Source organism: Selenomonas sp. GACV-9 (assembly GCA_900116485.1).
GTDB classification, from domain to species: Bacteria; Bacillota; Negativicutes; order Selenomonadales; family Selenomonadaceae; genus Selenomonas_A; species Selenomonas_A ruminantium_G.
In genome coordinates this window covers 228204-247382 of sequence record FPAX01000002.1, presented here as the reverse complement: position 1 = coordinate 247382, position 19179 = coordinate 228204, and the positions used below count along the sequence as shown (strand labels likewise).

13 protein-coding genes are annotated in these 19179 nt (G+C 51.6%); 10 read left to right on the top strand and 3 right to left on the bottom strand.

The genetic code is table 11. From position 1 onward, the window contains the following. Positions 1 to 17 precede the first annotated feature (17 nt). From BM322_RS04315 to BM322_RS04270, 10 genes are all read left to right on the top strand, one after another. The gene (locus BM322_RS04315; protein ID WP_075428675.1) at positions 18 to 350 is read left to right on the top strand and encodes a hypothetical protein; all 333 of its coding nucleotides are present in this window, start codon (positions 18 to 20) and stop codon (positions 348 to 350) included. Between the two features lie 365 nt (positions 351 to 715). Beyond that, complete coding sequence (locus BM322_RS04310; RefSeq protein ID WP_075428674.1) at positions 716 to 1870, top strand: glucose-1-phosphate adenylyltransferase; 1155 nt, start codon at positions 716 to 718, stop codon at positions 1868 to 1870. Positions 1871 to 1924: 54 nt separating this feature from the next. Next, positions 1925 to 3031, top strand: coding sequence for a glucose-1-phosphate adenylyltransferase subunit GlgD (glgD, locus tag BM322_RS04305; protein ID WP_075428673.1), 1107 nt, complete (start codon positions 1925 to 1927; stop codon positions 3029 to 3031). An 86-nt stretch (positions 3032 to 3117) separates the two neighbouring features. Then, positions 3118 to 5619, top strand: coding sequence for a glycogen/starch/alpha-glucan phosphorylase (locus tag BM322_RS04300; protein ID WP_075428672.1), 2502 nt, complete (start codon positions 3118 to 3120; stop codon positions 5617 to 5619). A gap of 74 nt (positions 5620 to 5693) precedes the next feature. Continuing rightward, positions 5694 to 8201 carry a 1,4-alpha-glucan branching protein GlgB gene (gene glgB, locus BM322_RS04295; protein WP_075428671.1) on the top strand — a complete coding sequence of 836 codons (2508 nt, stop codon included), beginning with the start codon at positions 5694 to 5696 and terminating at the stop codon, positions 8199 to 8201. 13 nt (positions 8202 to 8214) lie between these two features. After that, positions 8215 to 9651 carry a glycogen synthase GlgA gene (gene glgA, locus BM322_RS04290; protein ID WP_075428670.1) on the top strand — a complete coding sequence of 479 codons (1437 nt, stop codon included), beginning with the start codon at positions 8215 to 8217 and terminating at the stop codon, positions 9649 to 9651. An 81-nt stretch (positions 9652 to 9732) separates the two neighbouring features. Then, complete coding sequence (malQ, locus tag BM322_RS04285; RefSeq protein WP_075428669.1) at positions 9733 to 13191, top strand: 4-alpha-glucanotransferase; 3459 nt, start codon at positions 9733 to 9735, stop codon at positions 13189 to 13191. Positions 13192 to 13353: 162 nt separating this feature from the next. Continuing rightward, positions 13354 to 14043: a DUF2225 domain-containing protein gene (locus BM322_RS04280; RefSeq protein ID WP_075428668.1), complete on the top strand. Its 690-nt coding sequence runs from the start codon at positions 13354 to 13356 to the stop codon at positions 14041 to 14043. A gap of 6 nt (positions 14044 to 14049) precedes the next feature. After that, positions 14050 to 14742: a hypothetical protein gene (locus BM322_RS04275; RefSeq protein WP_075428667.1), complete on the top strand. Its 693-nt coding sequence runs from the start codon at positions 14050 to 14052 to the stop codon at positions 14740 to 14742. A gap of 71 nt (positions 14743 to 14813) precedes the next feature. Continuing rightward, positions 14814 to 16451 (top strand): DUF4127 family protein, encoded by a 1638-nt coding sequence (locus BM322_RS04270; RefSeq protein WP_082334374.1) that lies wholly within the window; start codon positions 14814 to 14816, stop codon positions 16449 to 16451. A 55-nt stretch (positions 16452 to 16506) separates the two neighbouring features. Here BM322_RS04270 and BM322_RS13530 read toward each other — a convergent pair whose 3' ends face one another. From BM322_RS13530 to serC, 3 genes are all read right to left on the bottom strand, one after another. Further along, positions 16507 to 16659 carry a hypothetical protein gene (locus BM322_RS13530; RefSeq protein ID WP_177220816.1) on the bottom strand — a complete coding sequence of 51 codons (153 nt, stop codon included), beginning with the start codon at positions 16657 to 16659 and terminating at the stop codon, positions 16507 to 16509. A 141-nt stretch (positions 16660 to 16800) separates the two neighbouring features. Beyond that, positions 16801 to 17544 (bottom strand): DeoR/GlpR family DNA-binding transcription regulator, encoded by a 744-nt coding sequence (locus BM322_RS04265; RefSeq protein WP_082334371.1) that lies wholly within the window; start codon positions 17542 to 17544, stop codon positions 16801 to 16803. A gap of 125 nt (positions 17545 to 17669) precedes the next feature. Then, positions 17670 to 18761 carry a 3-phosphoserine/phosphohydroxythreonine transaminase gene (gene serC, locus BM322_RS04260; protein WP_075428665.1) on the bottom strand — a complete coding sequence of 364 codons (1092 nt, stop codon included), beginning with the start codon at positions 18759 to 18761 and terminating at the stop codon, positions 17670 to 17672. Positions 18762 to 19179 lie beyond the last annotated feature (418 nt).

Sequence of the window (19179 nt, the reverse complement as noted above, 5' to 3'; positions counted from 1 at the left end):
AATAGAGGAGGGCTGACATGCGTTATCGATGGTTTGTCCGGGAAGAGGAACGCACGGATGAGTTCGGCAATCCTATCAGCCGTGCTGTTCATGATGAGGCGCTGCAGCCAAGGAAAATCGGTTATGCCCGTGGAGAACTCTTGGCTATAGCCATGGCGGTGGTTATCCTGCTCTACGAGTGGGTGACTGATGACAGTCCGCTGATCTTTGTCTGTGTATCATTTCTGGTGCATGAGATGCGGCCACTGGCGCTGCAGTTTTTAGGAGAATATGGAAAACCGGTCAGCAACATGATGCTGGGGTTCAGCGTTGCGCTGTTTATCGGTGCGCTGGTTTGGACGTTTTTATGACTATTTGTCATAAAAACGTCTTTTTTTATATCTAAATATCATATATATGCAGATTATGAAATAAAAAATAAAATTTATGCCAATTTTTTTCTTTTGAGGCAGGAATAAAAAAATTTTTGGCGAAATTACTAGAGTATAAATTGATTTTCCCAAGTGGATAGCGGGAGTGCCGTAAGGCGTCAGATGTGGAAAGCGCTCGGTGTCGGTGGGGAAAATGGAACGTTTTTGATGGAAAATCGTGGTTTTGCGTTAAAAATGGATATTCATGTATATTAACAGAGAAATCTGTTTTTATAGATACATATATGGAAAGCAATCGTAAAAAAGGGGAGATTGCTTTCTACATCATCCAAGGGGGATTTTTTATGAGAAAGACAGAATGCTTAGCAATGATTCTGGCTGGTGGTCAGGGTAGCCGGCTGGGGGCGTTGACAAAGAAAATCGCAAAACCGGCAGTGCCGTTCGGTGGTAAGTACCGTATCATTGATTTTCCGTTGAGCAACTGTGCGAATTCCGGCATTGACAAGGTTGGCGTACTGACGCAGTATCGTCCGCTTGAACTGCATAATTATCTGGCGTCAGGCAGTGCCTGGGATCTGGATAAGAAAGAGGGAGGCATCTTCATCCTGCCGCCGTACGCAAGAGAGAAGGGGGCTGACTGGTATCGTGGCACGGCCGATGCCATCTATCAGAACCTCAACTTCATCGATCTGACTGATCCGGAGTACGTACTGATCCTGTCTGGCGATCACATCTACACGATGGATTATTCGTGGATGCTTGAAGCTCATAAGATGAATAAGGCCGAGGCAACAATCGGTGTTATCGAGGTTCCCTGGGACGAAGCTCCGCGCTTCGGTATCATGAATACAGATAAAGATGGACGCATCGAAGAGTTTGAGGAGAAACCGGCCAATCCGAAGAGCAATCTGGCCTCGATGGGCATCTACATCTTCAACAAGAGCTTCCTCAAGAAATATCTCGAGGATGATGCAAAGGATGAGACCAGCAGCCATGACTTCGGTAAGAACATCATCCCAAAGATGCTGGCAGACAAAGCACGCCTGTACTCCTATGCATTTGATGGCTATTGGAAAGACGTCGGGACGATTGAGAGTCTCTGGCAGGCCAATATGGATCTCCTGCAAGATGTACCGCCGTTCGAAATCAATGGCGACTGGAAAATCTGCTCCTGCAATCCCTCCATGCCGCCGCATTACATCGGACCGGATGCCAAGGTCAAGAACTCGATGGTCAGTGAAGGATCGATGATCCTGGGCGAAGTCGAGAACTCGGTGATTTTCCCGGGAGTCCGCATCGGTAAGGGCGCTAAGGTAACCAACTCGGTCGTCATGCCGTCTACGGTCATCCGTGACAATGCTGTTGTCGACTATGCAATCATCGCTCAGAACTGCGAAATCGCAGAGGGCGCGAAGGTATCTGGCGAGAAAGGTGCCATCACTGTCGTGGCCGAGGGCGAGACTGTATTGACGGAGGCAGGCAGCAAACAGGCTGGCTGATACGCACAAGATTACACAGCAACCTAAGTCATAGTAGGATCGGAGTGAATAAAATTGAAAACAGTAATGGGGATTATCAATCTTCAGGAAGAGAATAGCCTGATTCGTGAGATGACGGATCGGCGCGCCGTGGAGTCGATGCCGTTTGCCGGCAGATACCGGCTGATTGATTTCACGCTTTCGAGCATGGTAAACTCCGGCATATCCAATGTCGGAGTCATGCTGCCGGATAAGCCGCGTTCGGTTCTTGATCATCTGCGTTCCGGTAAGGATTGGGATTTGGCCCGCCGTCATGACGGTCTGTTCTACCTGCCGGCTCCGCAGCAGGAGAGTACGATACGCAAGGGCGACCTGAAGAATTTCTACCATAATCTGGATTTCTTCGAGCATAGTACGCAGAAATATGTGTTGCTGACAAGCGGCAGCTTTGTTTACAATATAGACTTCAGTCAGCTGCTGCGGTTCCATCAGAATACCGGTGCAGATATCACGATGGTCTATCATACCGTCAATGAGGAGACAACAGGCAAGAATGTCGTCATCGAGACGGCTGAGAATGGCCTGGTGACGGATATTGCCGAGAAGCCGGCTGTCTATGATGGTTCGCAGGTTTCCATGAGCGTTTATCTCATGGAGAAGCGCATCTTTGTCGAGATGGTTCGCTTCACCTATGAGCATGGCGGTCAGGATCTGCTGATGGATGGCATCATCCGCCGTGCTTCCGAGTATAATATCTATGCTTGTGAGCACGATGGGTATGTCGCTCACGTAGATTCTACGGCAGCGTATTATAAATCGAATATGGACATCCTGCAACCGAAGGTATGGGAAGAGCTCTTCATGGGCGAGAATTCCATCTATACGAAGGTCAAGGATGAAGTGCCGGTTCAGTATAAGGAAACGGCAGAAGTCAAGAATTCACTGATCGCTAACGGCTGTGTCGTCCGCGGTGAGGTCGAGAACAGTATCCTGTTCCGCGGCGTCAAGGTCGGCAAGGACGTTAAGATCAAGAATTCTATCATCATGCAGAAATGTGACATTCAGGAGGGTTCGCTCATCGAGAATGTCATCTGCGACAAGAACGTAGTGATCACGAAGGAGAAGTGGCTCAAGGGCGCACAGAACTATCCGCTGATTGTCACGAAGAATGTCGTCATCTGATGTCAAGGTCAGCCGTTGTAACGAGGCACCACTGCTTATAACGGGCAGTGGCGGTTACAACGGCTGTTGTTGTTTGATATATTTTGATGAAGGGTACAGCCAAAGGAGAGTGTTTTGATTTGGCCAGAGAAAAGAAACAGAAAAGTCCCAAGAACAAGGAATTTGAAAAACTCAAAGAAGGCTTGAAAAATCGCTTTGTCAATACGGCCCATATCATGTGGGGCCGCGACCTCAATGAGTTGACGCCGACGGAAATCTATCAGACGGTAGCAGCTACGGCAAAGCAGTATATTTCCGATAACTGGATCAAGACGAACCGTACTTACGGGGAGCGTGAAGAAAAACAGGTTTATTATTTCTCGATTGAGTTCCTGATGGGCCGCCTGCTCAAGGCGAACCTCATCAACCTCGGCATCGAGGAGGCTGTCAAGGAAGTCCTCGAAGACTTCAATCTTGACTTGTTCAAGACTTATGAGGAAGAGCCGGATGCCGGCCTCGGCAATGGTGGCCTGGGCCGTCTGGCTGCCTGCTTCATCGACTCGATGGCAGCGCACCGCCTGCCGGGCCATGGCTGCAGCATCCGCTACCAGTATGGCCTGTTCGAGCAGAAGATCATCGATGGCAACCAGGTTGAGATTCCTGATAACTGGCTGCGTGATGGTTTTGCCTGGGAATACCGCAAGCCGGATAAGGCTGTCGATGTCAAGTTCAACGGCCATGCCTATATGAAAGAGATGGAGGATGGCAGCCTCAAGCTGGTCTATGAGAACCCGATGACCGTAATGGCCGTGCCGTATGACGTGCCGATTGTCGGCTATCATAACAATACGGTCAATACGTTGCGCCTCTGGAATGCAGAGGTCAATCGTGACTTCTCGGATTATGGCATGTTGACCCAGGAACAGATGCGCCAGAAAAATGAGTACCGCATGTTTGTCGAGAGCATCACGCGTTACCTCTATCCGGATGACAGCACCTATGATGGCCGTCGCATGCGCCTGATCCAGGAATACTTCATGACGTCGGCTGGCGTGCAGAGCATCGTGCGCCATTACAAGAAGACGGGCATGGACATCCATGACTTCGGCCAGAAGATCGCCATCCATATCAATGATACCCATCCGGCAGTGGCAGTGGCTGAGCTTATGCGCATCCTGGTCGATGAGGAGGGGCTTGAATGGAATGAGGCCTGGGTCATCACGAAGAGCACGATTGCGTATACGAACCATACGATCATGCCGGAGGCCCTGGAAAAATGGCCGGTTGACATGTTCCGCACGTTGTTGCCGCGCGTCTATATGATTATCGACGAGATCAATCGCCGTCATCTGGAGGAAGTGCGTGAGCGCTATCCGCAGGATGAAGGCAAGGTACGTGCGCTTTCGATTATCGAGGATGGCATGGTTCATATGGCACGTCTGGCAATCGTCGGCTGCCATAGCGTAAACGGCGTAGCCAAGATTCATTCGGACATCCTCAAGACCACGACGCTGCGCGACTTCTGCGAGTACAATCCGAAGATGTTCAACAATAAGACGAATGGCATCACTCATCGCCGCTGGCTCATGGGGGCCAATCCGGAGCTTGCGAACCTCATTGATGCGACCATCGGCAGCCGCCGTTGGCACCGCCATCCGGAGCAGCTTGACCTGCTCAATGATTTTGTCGATGATAAGCCGTTCCTGGCTGAGCTCGGCAAAGTCAAACGCCTGCGCAAGGCAGCTTTGGCTGAGTACATCAAAGAGCATAATCATATCGAGGTCGATCCGGATTCTATCTTTGATATCCAGGTCAAACGCATCCATTCGTATAAGCGTCAGCTCATGAATATCCTGCATATCATGTATCAGTATAACCGGCTCAAGACCGATAAGAGCTATGATATGCTGCCGACAACTTATATCTTTGGCGGCAAGGCTGCGCCAGGCTACTACATTGCCAAGGAAACGATCCGCCTGATCAATGCGGTGGCTGCAAAAGTCAATAATGATGCCAGCATCAAGGGCAAGATCAAGATCGTATTCATCGAGAACTTCGGTGTCTCGATTGGTGAGATCGTCTATCCGGCTGCTGATGTCAGTGAGCAGATCTCGACGGCATCCAAGGAGGCTTCGGGTACTGGCAACATGAAGTTCATGATGAACGGTGCCATCACGCTGGGCACGCTCGATGGAGCCAATGTCGAGATCCGCGAGGCTGTTGGCGGCGACGAGCATTGTGTCATCTTCGGCCTCAGAGCAGAAGAAGTCCTGACCTACTATGCGACGGGCACGTATTCCGCTTGGGATGAGTACAACACGAACCCGAATGTGCGCCTGGTCGTCAATCAGCTCGTGGACGGCAGCTATGGCGATTTCCATTCGCTGTATGACTATCTGCTGCACGCCAATGACGAGTTCTTCATCCTCAAGGATTTCAATGCCTATGCTGAGGCCCATGAGGAAATCATGCGCCGCTATAAGGACAAATACAATTGGCTGAAATCCTCGGCGATGAACATTGCCAACTCTGGCTGCTTCTCATCTGACCGCACGATCGATGAGTATGCCAATGAAATCTGGCAGGTCAAGCCTGTCATGATGTCGTAAGCAGGAAACCTTAGGACTCCGGGCGGGCAGGGGAGCCCGCCCCGGATCCATGGCTATATTTAAGGGGGATTACTTTGAAGACTTCAGATATTAGCGAATTTGACCGATACCTGTTCCATCAAGGAACGAATTATCATGCGTACGAGATGCTCGGTGCCCATTTCGTGGAGGAAAACGGCAAAAAAGGTGTCCGCTTTGCTGTATGGGCACCGCATGCGAAATCCATCAGTGTCGTCGGTGATTTCAATGCTTGGGATGACCGCGTCAATACGATGAACCGTCTTGAGGATGGGGAAATCTGGTCGGTGTTCATCGAGAACATCCAGGAAGGTGCTATCTATAAGTATGCGATTGAACCGCAGTGGGGAGGCCCGCGCATCATGAAGGCTGATCCGTATGGGTTCTATGCGGAGAAGAAACCAGAGACGGCTTCGCGGGTCTACGATATGAGCCACTATGACTGGCAGGATGGCGATTGGGCTGAGAAGAAACGCAAAGAGTCTTCTTATAGCCGACCGATGCTGACCTATGAGGTTCATGCCGGCTCCTGGCGCCGCAACGCCGAGGGGGAATACCTTTCTTATCGTGAACTGGCCGATCAGCTCATCAGCTATGTCAAGGAAATGAACTACACGCATATCGAATTCATGCCGCTTTGCGAGCATCCCTTCGATGGTTCCTGGGGATATCAGGCAACGGGGTATTTCGCTGTGACGAGCCGCTATGGTGAGCCGGATGATTTCCGCTATCTCGTCGACAAGGCGCATCAGAATGGCATCGCCGTCATCATGGACTGGGTACCAGGCCATTTTTGCAAAGATGAGCAGGGCCTCCGCCACTTCGATGGTCAGACGCTTTATGAGTCGGACAACGAGCAGCGCGCCGAGAACTGGGAGTGGGGCACGACGAACTTCGATTACGGCCGCACGGAAGTCCAGAGCTTCCTGATTTCCAATGCTATGTTCTGGTTCGAGGAGTTCCATATCGACGGCCTGCGTATCGATGCTGTCGCCAACATGCTGTATCTGAACTACGGCCGCAAAGAGGGCGAATGGCAGCCGAATAAGTACGGCGATACGGGCAATCTCGAGGCCATGGATTTCCTGCGTAAGCTCAACGAGGCCATTTTCCAGTATCATCCGCAGGCACTGATGATTGCCGAGGAGTCGACGGCCTGGCCACTGATTTCCAAGCCGGTCTACATGGGCGGCATGGGATTCAACTACAAGTGGAACATGGGTTGGATGAATGATATGCTCAAGTATATGAGCCTTGATCCAATCTATCGCAAATGGAACCATGACAAGGTCACATTCTCGTTCATGTATGCTTTCTCGGAGAACTTCGTACTGCCGCTCTCGCATGACGAGGTCGTGCATGGAAAATGCTCGCTGATCAGCAAGATGCCGGGCGATTACTGGCAGAAGTTTGCCGGCCTGCGTTCGTTCTTCGGCTATTGGATGGCACATCCGGGCAAGAAACTCTTGTTCATGGGCGGCGAGTTCGGCCAATTCATCGAGTGGAATTATGATGACAGTCTGGATTGGCATCTGGTTGAGCAATACGATATGCACACGAAGATGCAGGCCTATTCGAAGGCACTCAACAAGTTCTACTGTGACAACAAGGCGTTCTGGCAGGTTGATTTTGACTGGAATGGTTTCCAGTGGATCGACTGCAACGATAACGAGAACAGCATTGTATCCTTTGTCCGCAAGGCTGAGGACAGCAATGACTTCATCATCGCTGTTTGCAACTTCACGCCGGAGGTTCGTCAGAACTACCGCATCGGCGTGCCATCGAAGGGCCATTATGTCGAGGTATTCAACTCGGATGAAGAGGCCTTTGGCGGCAGCGGCGTGCTGAATACGGGCGAGATTATCAGTCAGGATGTGCCATGGCATAACCGTGAGCAGTCCATCACGATCACGGTACCGCCGCTCGCAACGGTGTATCTGCGTCTCAAAGGGCAGTCTGGTGCAGGAACGTCTTTTCCTGAAGCTTCGGCGGAAGTAGATGCCAGAGGGCACGAAGAAAGTGATTCTGCCAGCAAGGCAGAAGCCGCCGAAGTGAAGAAAACGGCTGTAAAGAAAACAGCTGCGAAAAAAACGACGAAGATAGCCGCGAAGAAGACGACGGCAAAAGCCGAGACGAAGACGGCCACGAAGAAGACGGCGGTGAAGGCCGAGACGAAGACAGCCGCCAAGAAGACGACGGCGAAGGCTGAGACGAAGACAGCCGCCAAGAAGACGACGGCGAAGGCTGAGACGAAGACAGCCGCCAAGAAGACGACGGCAAAAGCTGAGACGAAGACAGCCGCGAAGAAGACGACGGCGAAGGCTGAAACGAAGACAGTTGCGAAGAAGACGGCGGCGAAGGCTGAGACGAAGACAGCCGCGAAGAAGACGGCGGCGAAGGCTGAGACGAAGACAGCCGCGAAGAAGACGACGGCAAAAGCCGCAACGAAGACAACCGCCAAGAAAACAGCTGCGACGACGGCTAAGAGCACCGCCGCCAAGAAGACGACAAAGTCCACAACCAGTAAGACCACGGCAAAGAAGAAAGCTGCCGGCAATGAATAAGGAGGAAACGGGAATGAAGGTTCTTTATGTTGCATCTGAAGCAGTACCATTTGCGAAAACCGGAGGCCTGGCTGATGTAGCCGGAACGCTGCCACAGGCACTCAAAGAAGAGGGTGTGGATGTACGTGTTGTCATGCCGAAGTACGGCAAGATCGCGCAGGAAATCCGCAATGCCATGGAACATGTCTATGACGGGGAACTGAATGTAGCCTGGCGCCAGAAATTCTTTGGCCTGGATAAGTACGAGAAGGATGGTATTACCTACTATTTCGTGGATAATCAGGATTACTTCGATCGTGAGGGCTTCTATGGTTATGACGATGATGCGGAGCGGTTCACGTTCTTCTGCCGCGCTGTGTTGAGTCTGCTGCCAATCGTTGACTTTTGGCCGGATGTCATCCATACGAATGACTGGCATGCTGGCATGGTGAATGTATTCCTGAAGCTCGACCATATGGATGATGAGCGTTATAGCAAGATCCGAACGCTCTATACGATCCACAACCTCAAATATCAGGGAGTATTCCCGAAGGAAATCATGAGTGATGTCTTGGGGCTTGACTGGAAGTATTTCAACAATGGCGATCTGGAGTTCTACGATGCCGTTAACTTCATGAAGGGTGGCATCATCTATGCCGACTATATTTCGACGGTAAGCCGGACCTATGCACAGGAAATCCAGTATGAGTATTTTGGCGAAAATCTCGACGGCCTGCTGCGCAGCCGTCATGACTCGTTGTATGGCATCGTGAACGGTATTGATTACAACATCTACAATCCGGCAACGGACAAGAACATATTTGAGACTTATGATGTCGACAGCCGTGACCGCAAGGCCGACAACAAGACGGAGCTGCAGAACTTCCTGGGCCTGCCGATGAATCGCCGGACGCCGATGGTAGCACTGATTTCCCGTCTCGTCGAAGCCAAGGGCTTGGATCTTATCGTGCGCATGATGGATGAGATCCTGCAGCATGAGAATATCCAGCTCGTGATTCTCGGTACGGGTGACAAGGAATATGAGGACTGGTTCAAGGGCCTCGAGTGGCGTTTCCCGTCGAAGGTCAAGGCAAATATCCGCTTCTCGAATGAGCTGGCACAGCGCATGTATGCCGCTGCGGATATCTTCCTCATGCCGTCGAACTACGAGCCGTGTGGCATCGGTCAGCTTATTGCTATGCGCTATGGTGCTATCCCGGTTGTCCGCGAGACCGGTGGTCTCAAGGATACGGTACAGCAGTACGATAAGTACACCAATGAGGGCAATGGCTTTGTATTCGGCGATTACAATGCCCATGAAATGATGTATGCGCTCAAACGTGCACTTAGTGCTTATGAGAACTTCGAGGAATGGCAGCATATCGTCGAGAATGCCATGAATACCGATTACAGTTGGAAGAACTCTGCCAAGGAGTATAAGACGCTGTATACAAGACTTTTGGCAGAATAAGGATGAACAGATGGGGCGGCAATATTCTTGCCGCCTTTTACGCAAGCGGAACTGAGTAAGATAAGAGAAGGAGGAGATTTTATGCTGGATAGAAGCGAAGTCGAGCATAACTCCCAAAATATCTATTTCCGCTCGCCAATCGGCGCAGCGGAAGCCGGAACGAAAGTCCGGCTGGGGATTCGGCTGAAGACCAAACAGGAAATCCGCCATGTTCTCTTAAGGCTCTGGCGTGAGAAATCTGGCGAGAAACTAGTGAATCTGACGACGAAAGACGATAGCGACAGCGGGGATAGATTCTATTATGTTGATATGGAGATGCCTGCAAAAGGCTGCCTGCTCTGGTACTATTTCATCATCGCGACAGCTCAGGGAACGACTTACTATGGCAATAATCATGAACAGTTGGGCGGCCTGGGCAATGTCTATGACCATGTACCGCCATCGTTCCAGATTACGGTCTACAATCAAGGGGCCAAGACGCCGGACTGGTTCAAGCATAGCATCATGTATCAGATCTTTCCCGATCGGTTCTACCGCAAAGGCGATACGATCATCCCGAAAAAGGGCGCTGTCTATCATGCAGACTGGTCGGACGATCCTTGCTATTATAAGGACCCTGACACGAAGGAGATCGTGGCCTATGATTTCTTTGGCGGCAATCTGCAGGGCATCAAGGAAAAACTTGGCTATCTGAAGGAATTAGGCATATCAGTCATCTATCTGAATCCGGTCTTTGAATCGGAAAGCAATCATCATTATGATACTGGTGACTACCATAAGATCGATCCCATCCTGGGAACCAATGAGGATTTCCGTGAGCTCATCGACGCGGCTGGCAAGCTGGGCATCCGCATCATCATCGATGGCGTGTTCAGCCATACGGGCAGCAACAGCCGGTATTTCAACCGTGCGGGCCAGTATGATACGGTGGGAGCATTCCAGTCCAAGGAGTCGCCGTTCTATGAGTGGTACAATTTCCGCAATTTTCCTTATGAGTATGACAGCTGGTGGAATTTCAACACGCTGCCGAACGTTACCGAGACGACGCCATCCTATATGGATTTCATCATCTCGGCTAAGGACAGTGTCCTGCATCACTGGCTCAAAGAGGGCATAGCCGGCTGGCGTCTCGACGTCATCGATGAGCTGCCGGAGCCATTCTCGCAGGCATTTTATGCTGAGCTCAAGAAGAGCAATCCTGAGGCAGTCATGATTGGTGAGGTCTGGGAAGATGCTTCGCATAAGATTGCTTATGGTGTGCCGCGTGAGTATCTTTGCGGGCAGGAAATGGATTCAGCGATGAACTATCCATTCCGCACGATACTGTTTGATTTCCTTAAAGGGCATGTTGATGGGCAGACGGCCCATCGCCGCTTCGAGAGCCTGCGGGAGAATTATCCGGCAGAGAATTTCTACGCGATGATGAACCTGATCGGCAGCCACGATGTCCAGCGGGCCATCACGCTTCTGGGCGATGCCGCCTACTATGATGGCATGCCGGCTGTGGAGCAGTCTCGTGCGCGGTTGGATGTGGAGCAGTATGATCTCGGTGCTGCGCGGCTCATGATGGCAGCTTTGTGGCAGATGACATATCCGGGAGTGCCATGCGTCTATTATGGCGACGAGATCGGTATGCAGGGATTCAAGGATCCGTACAATCGCCGTCCGTATCCTTGGGATGGCGGCGACCAGTATCTGCGTGAGTGGTATAAGAAACTGATAGCGCTGCGCAACAAGCATATGGCGCTGCAGACTGGTGAGCTATTGCCGCTTTGTGCTGATGGCGATACGATTGCCTATGCACGTGTCATCCGTGGCGGCGAGGACGTGTTTGGTGCTGAGACTGCTGACGATGCCTTCATCGTCGCTTTCAACCGCAGCCGCACGGAGAGCCGCACGGTCTACATGGATGTCAGTGACTTTGCTGAGGGCAGCTTTGTCGATGTGCTCAGCAGTGACAGCGAATATCCTGTTGTCCGCGGACAGGTTGAGGTCAAGCTTCGCCCGCTGACTGGTGTACTGCTGCGCCATAAGCAGGAGGCGCGTAAGTATCCGCGGCAGGCAGGCATCCTGATGCATCCGACATCACTGCCATCGAAGTATGGGATTGGCGATCTCGGCAAAGAGGCGTATCGTTTCATCGACTTCCTCAAGGAGGCTGGGCAGCATGTCTGGCAGATCCTGCCGCTGGGACCGACGGATAATGTCGGCTACTCGCCGTATCAGTCTTCGTCGGCCTTTGCGGGCAATCCGATGCTCATCGATATCGATACGCTTATCGAGCATAAATGGCTGACGGCAGCCGAGGCGCGTGTTCCCTATGTGAGCAATTCGTCGTTCATCGATTTCGAGTGGGTCTATAATTTCAAGAACAAGTGCTTGAAGAAAGCCTGGACGAAGTTCAAGGCTGAGGCGGACAGCAATGGCGAGTATCTGGCATTCTGTGAGCGTGAGGCATACTGGCTGGAGGACTTCGCTTTGTTCCAAGCGGCTAAGAAAGAATTCAAGGGTGTGGAATGGACGAAGTGGCCTGAGCCTGTCAAGAAACATGAGGCCAAGGCACTCAAGGCACTGGCCAAGCGTCTGGCGGATTCCATTGGACTCGTGAAGTTCGAGCAGTTCCTGTTTGCCACGGAGTGGCAGCGCCTGCACGATTATGCGAAGAGCCAGGGAATCCAGATCATGGGCGATATGCCGATTTTCCTGGCTGGCGATAGTGCCGATGTCTGGGCCAATCAGCATCTTTTCGACCTGAATCCCGATGGCACGGCGAATACCGTCGCTGGCGTGCCGCCTGATTATTTCAGCGCGACTGGTCAGCTCTGGGGTAATCCGCAGTATGACTGGTCAGCGATGAAAGCCGAGCATTATAGCTGGTGGAAACGGCGTTTCCGCAAGCTGTTCGAGCTGGTGGATATCGTCCGCATCGATCATTTCCGCGGCTTTGAATCCTATTGGGAGGTGGATGGCAAAGCAGACACGGCCATCAACGGCCGGTGGGTCAAGGGCCCGGGCAAGCCGTTCTTTGATGAGATCCGCAAGGATCTGGGAGGCGAGATGCCCATCGTGGCCGAAGATCTTGGCATCATCACCGATGAGGTCGGACAGCTGCGCGATGATTGTGGCTTCCCTGGCATGAAGGTGCTGCATTTTACGCTGCATTTCAATGCGCAGGGGCGCCTTGGCTGTGTGACGCCGGAGAACAGCATTGTCTATACAGGCACACATGACAACAATACGACTATTGGCTGGTACAGGCAGGATATCGATGATGCGATGCGGGCCGCAGTAGCCGGCATGCTGCATGCCAGAGTCGATAGGCCTGACGATATCGCGCGCAAGCTCGTCGAGTTTGCCTATGCGGCCGATGCCCGCCTGGCTATGATACCGATGCAGGATATCCTGCAGCTGGATGAACGCAGCCGTATGAACACGCCAGGAACTGTCGGTCTTAATTGGAAATGGCGCTTGAAGTCAGACTATCTGCTGACTGCCGATGCGAAAGAGCTGGCAAGGCTTTGCCGGAAATATGGACGCTGAGTTACAGCATTAGGATAAGAAGAGCCTTTCTCGTTAATGGGAAGGGCTTTTCTTAGCAAATTATAAGTCGGGAAAGGGCGGGCTTTCATTTATTTTTCCGAGATAATATGGTATCCTAGATATATTGTCTAAGGGAATCCAATGGAAGAAGAGGGAGAAATCATGGGAGAATTTACTTTTGTTGTTGAGAAGACGTGTCCAATCTGCGGAGAATCGACGCGCATCGTCAAGACGAAATCCAAGCTGATGATGGAGAAGATGGATGAAGATTTCTGCATGCATTACAAGAACTTCAATCCGTATTTCTATAAGATCTGGTTCTGCGAGCATTGTGGCTATGCAGCGGACGAGAAGACGTTCCTCGGAACGATGCCGACGACGCATAAGCGCAAGATTGAGGAGTTCCTGTCCAAGCGTCAGCTAGGCATGCAGTTCGTAGAGGAGCGCAAGATCCCCGATGCAGTGGCTTCATTCAAGCTGGCCATCTTCTATGCGGAGCTTACCGATCAGCCGCTGGCTAAGCGTGCTGGGCTCTATCTGGAGCTCGGCTGGATTTATCGCGATGCTGGTGAATCGGATAAGGAGTATGAGATGTTGCAGCGGGCGGCCGAGCTTTACGATCGGTCCTTGATGACGGAGCGTTATCCGATCAATGGCATGTCCGATACCATGGCCATGTATCTGGTTGGCGCCATCTATTACCGGATGGAGGACTATGAGAAGGCGACGCAGTACATTTCCCGCATCATTGGCGATCAGAATATCCGCAATACGGATATCAAGATGTACAGACGTGCCCAGGATCTCTGGCAGACCATCCGTGAGAACAAGGGGACGTCTGCGGAGGAGTAAGGAACAATGATAGATTTGCCGGCTAATTGGCAGGAACAGATACAGAATATTGACTGGTCAAAGGTAAAAGAAGCGGTGAAGGATTATGGCCCAGCTTTGCGGGTCATCCAGCAGACCTGGTCACAGGAGACGCTTCTGGAAATCAGTCAGGGCAAGTTGTTCGTGCCTGATGATGTGATAAATGAGGCCTTGGCCAAAAGAATCCCTGCAGAGGGGAAGGTCAAGGCAGTGACGATAAGATCACATGCAAACGGCCGGATGGATATTGCGACGGATACGACGGCGAAGGTGGGGCGCATAGAGCTTTCGGGCGAAATCAAGGAGTTCGTTCACGAGGGCGATAGATCTTATATGGTTTATCGTGTGCGCGAGCGCAACTTGCCGTCGCAGGGGTTGATGTCCTGGATCTTTTCGCGGATTTCGTTATCTATGGCTGAGCGCATGTTTGGTCACATTGAGATTTCGGATGATCTGCCACTGGAAATCCATGGCAACACCGTGAAGATTGATTATAGCAAAGTGCTTGCCGACTCGGATTTCGGACAGACGGAATATCAGGGACACCGCCTCATCGATATGATTGAAATCAAGGATGCCTGCCCTAAAGAGGGGGGGATTGAGTTTCAGACCAAGCTCAATATTCCCGATGATGTGAAGGATGCATTGGTAAGATTGGTAAAGGGCAAAGCAGCAGAATAAGCAGCACAGGCATTGAAGGGAGCGGTTTTTTGAAACGGCGTATATGGGCACTGGTGGCAGTGCTGGGCGTGATGGTCATGGCTATGCCGATGGCCTCCGCGCGTCATAAGCAGAATGTGGTACCAAAGATCATCTATGTGCCGCATGATAATCGGCCGATATCGAATCAGCAGACGGCTGAGGTGGTACAGAAGCTGGGTTATGAGGTGATTGTTCCTCCAGATAAGCTGTTGGGGAACCGGCAGGATCTGGGCCATCCCGATGAATTATGGGAATGGCTGGAGGAGAATGCAGCAGGTGCCGATGCGGCAGTGATTTCGTCGGACTCGATGCTTTATGGCAGTCTGGTGGGCTCGCGCAAGCATAGTTATACCAAGGAGCAGATTCTGGCGCGCACAGAGAATTTCAAGGCTTTCCGCAAGGAAAATCCAAAACTGCCGCTGTATGTGTTTGGTTCCATCATGCGTACGCCGCGTTCGGGCGAGGCATCCGGTCATGAAGAACCGGAATACTATCGCAGCTATGGTTCTGATATCTTCCGCTATACCCTGCTCAAGGATAAGGAAGAAGTGGAAGGGCTGAGCCGCCGGGAGAAGAAGGAGGCCGCTTTCCTCGAAGAGTTGATTCCGCGCAAGGACTTGCAGGACTGGCTCGGACGCCGTGATAAGAACTACACAGCTAATCAGCAACTCATCAAGCTGACGCGTGCCCATACGTTCAATTATCTGGTGCTGGGCCGCGATGATAATGCGCCGTATTCGCGGACGCATATGGAAAGCCGCCATCTCGATGAAGAGGGCAGGGATCTTGGCAAGACGGAGTTCCAGACGATGGCCGGTATCGACGAGATGGGCATGTTGCTGATGTCCCGTGCGGTCAATACCCTGCGCAAGGATGTGCCTTTTGTCTATGTGCGCTACAATTGGGGCCGTGGCCCTGAGACTGTTCCGGCTTATTCCGATGAGAAGATCAGTGCGTCGGTAAGCTCGGCCATCACGGCCGGTGGTGGCATGCCGGTGACGAGCCCTGCCAATGCGGACTTGGTACTGACAGTCAACACGAATCCCAATGGCAAGACCTTTGAGGCCAATGAACGTACCAATGATGGCCGAAGCCGTGAGGGAACGTCGTATTTTGCCGATATTGTCCAAGAATATATTGGTAGGGGCTATCCGGTCGGCATTGCTGATATTGCCTATGCCAATGGTTCGGATAACGCGCTGATGGAAGAGCTCAAGAAACGCGGCTTGCTTTTCAAGATCAAGGCATATTCCGGTTGGAACACGCCGACGAACAGCTCCGGCTTTGTGATTGGCGCAGGCATGCTCACGAAGTACATGAAGGATGCCGATGTCGATGAATTGCTGCTCACGCGCTATCTTGACGATTGGGGCTATCAGGCCAACGTGCGCAACGTGGTGGCCCGTCAGCTGACCTGGCTGCGTGGTGATGGCTTCTACGGTTCCCTTGATGCCAAGCGCGAGGCTGTGGGCTTGCGTTCCAGCCGCATGATTGCTCAGTTTGCGCAGGAGAATCTGCCGCCATTCAAGAGTCTCGAGGAAATCAATGTGGTATTCCCTTGGAACCGCATGTTTGAGGCGGATATTCAGCGTGGCGAGCATAAGGACTTCCAGTTCTTCCTGAATTCGGCAGCTGAAAAGACAGTCCAGAAGACGACTACCGTTAAAAAGAAGAAAAAGAAAAGATAAAGAAAGACCTCACTTCTCGCGAGAAGTGAGGTCTTATTTATTGTCGGCAACCAGATCAGTTGTTGGATTCATCAGCGTTATGAGCAACTTTTGCACATACCGTCGCAATACGGTCCAGGAAATCATATTCCATCGAGCTTTCTTCCCAAGCTTCGCGGAACTCCCAGCTATCGAGCTTCTGGTCGAGGACCTTTGCTAAATCATGCATGTCAATACCTCCTGTGTCATAAATTTGCAAGCAAGTATTAGTACCAACTCACAAGAAGATATTATAACACCTTTAGGTATTTTTGCAAGCAATTTTTACTAACAAAAAGTATAAATCTTTTTTATATATTATAGCCTATTGTCAGACGGGATAGACATGGATGCCACTGTTGTTGAGCAGGGTAAGTGACTGGCTGTCTGCATCGCTATCGGTGTAAACGGCGCTGATGCGGTCAAGGGGCAGCAGCGATACGACACCTGTGGTCTGGAATTTGCTGGATTCGGTCAGGATGATGACCTGGCTGGCACTGCCTGCCATCGTGCGGGCTGCCTCGGCACGCATGATGTCGTTGGACATGAAGCCGTGTTCATTGAGACCGTCGGTGCCGACAAAGAATTTGTTGACGGAAAAGTCCCTGACGCAGGTCTGGATCATCGGACCAATCATGACCTGGGATTCGTTCTGATATTCGCCGCCGAGCAGGATGATATGTGCATTGGGCTGTTTGCGGACGTAGTCAGCAATGAAAGCTGAATTGGTAATGATGGTGACGTCACGGCGGTTGGTGGCCAGTTCCTCAGCGAGCAACGCACAGCAGCCGCCGGATTCGATCATGACGGTCTCGCCATTGTGAACGGTTTCAGCCGCACGCTGGGCAATCTGGCGTTTGCGCTCATAGTTGAACGAGAGATGATTGGCAATGTCATCGCTGGCTGTCATGGCAGCATAGCCGTGTTCACGGCGCAACAGGCCTTTGCGCTCCAGGAGATTGAGGTCCTTGCGGATGGTCACTTCGGAGACATCTAGTGCCTGGGCCAATTCTGTGACAGCAACGCGTTTTTTCTGGTTTACAAGATTGAGTAGTTGTGTGTGTCGCATGTGCATGTTATCAATTCCTATCTGTGACATTCTAATTCTCGTTGTCCATGTCAATTATATCACAGGGATAGACATGGGAAAAGACGTCACGGTTATTGGTGACGTCTTTTCCGTAAAATTTAATTATGTTGTCAGGCGTTGGCCTTGCGGAATTTCTCCATGAATTCAGCCAAACGGGCAGCGCCTTCGTATGGCATGGCATTGTAGATGGAGGCGCGCATGCCGCCAACACTGCGATGGCCTTTGACACCGCTGAGCTGATGCTCGAGGGCCTCGGCAACGAATTTCTTCTCGAGCTCCTCGCTGGGCAGGCGGAAGGTGACGTTCATGAAGGAACGGCTGTCCTTGTCGGCATGGCCGCGATAGAAACCATTGGAATTGTCGATGGCATCATAGACGACCTTGGCCTTCTTCTGGTTGCGTTTTTCCATCTCAGCAAGACCGCCATTGGCTTTGATCCAGGCAGCCACCTTGCCGACCATGTAGATGCAGAATGCCGGTGGCGTGTTGTAGAGCGAGTCCTTCTCAAGGAAGGTGCTGTAGCGCAGCATCGTCGGCAGGGCCTTCGGGCTCTGGGATAAGAGGTCCTTCTTGGCGACGACGAGCACGACACCAGCGGGGCCGAGATTCTTCTGTACGCCGGCATAGATGAAGTCGAACTTCTGGAAGTCCACCGGGCGCGAGAGCATGTCAGAGGACATGTCGGCAAAGAGCGGCACGCCATGCGTATCAGGAACGTAGTGATACTCGGTACCGTAGATCGTGTTGTTATAGCAGAGGTGGACGTAAGCAGCCTCTGGATTGATCTTGAGTTCATCTTGGGTCGGGATATGGCGGAAGTCAACATCTTTGGAAGAGGCAGCAACCTCGCCAACCCCTAAGAGCTCCGCCTCTTTATAGGCTTTGGTCGCAAAGCTGCCGGAGAGCACATAGCTGCCCGGGTGCTCCTTGGTTGCGAAGTTCAGCGGGATCATCGCGAACTGCTGGCTGGCGCCGCCCTGGCAGAACAGGACTTCATAATCATCGCCAAGGCCCATGAGTTCCTTGATGTCGGCTTTTGCCTGCTGGTGGACTTCGGCATACTGTTTGGCACGGTGGCTGATCTCGAGGATGGACATGCCACTATGGTTGAAATTCAGGAATTCGGCTTGAGCTTCCTTGAGCACTTCGAGGGGCAGGGTTGCCGGACCCGGGTTAAAGTTATAAACGCGGTCTGCTTCCATGGGATAACCTCCTAAACACATCATCATGCTGATCTTGACATTTTTACAAAAACTTGGCGTCCATGCATTGTGGACATATAGCGTTTTGTTATATTTTAACGCGTAAATTTATGAAAAGCAAGCCTGAAAATAAATATTGTTTTTCTGAAAAACACACTTGACGGTGAGAGATGGAGGGGATATAATACGATTATGCACAGAAGAATAGGCACACGATAACGCGAGGAAGAGGACGCAACAGGGACTAACCGCCAAGAGAGCTGACGGCTGGTGCGAGTCAGAGGGAGAATCTGTTGTTCCACCTTGGAGCGGCTGGCGATGAGTCAGACGGGACGCCCGATACAGCGGCAATGAGAGATATATGCGTATATCACTTGGGTGGCACCACGGAACTTTTAGCTTCGTCCCAATTCGGGAC